The 376-nt window shown below is 39.9% G+C and carries 1 pseudogene; it reads right to left on the bottom strand.

Going from position 1 to position 376, the window contains the following annotated elements:
• Positions 1 to 376 (bottom strand): annotated as a pseudogene (locus tag AC29Z1_RS17640) (D-ornithine 4,5-aminomutase subunit OraE); the annotation flags it as partial.

Below are 376 nucleotides of genomic sequence, written 5' to 3'. Positions count from 1 at the left end.
TGCTTTAAAATATCCACCAACTTCTAGTATTTCTTCCATGAAAAGTATTGCCCTCATCTTGAGCTCTCTTACTTTTTTCCCCAATTCTCCGTCAAAATTGAGTTTTACCATTTCCGTAAGGCCGTCCATTCCAATCAATGCCTGTTTTGCTGTGTTTATAGCGTTTATATTGTTGTAATGCCACGGAACGTTTCTTCCCTCATCGGGAGTAATTGTACTTTGGATGTCAGCAGATGTCAAGCGGGATATTAAAAGGTTTAAAACATGTGTAACTGTCGCCTCTCTTGTATCGTGTTCAATGTATTTGGTATTCATCTGCGCCCTTATCTTGTAATTTTTGAAAAGCTGCCTCAAGGCTACCGCGTAAGGAAGGTCA

Source organism: Sporomusa sp. (genome assembly GCF_057736855.1).
This window is presented reverse-complemented; position numbering and strand designations above follow the sequence as displayed.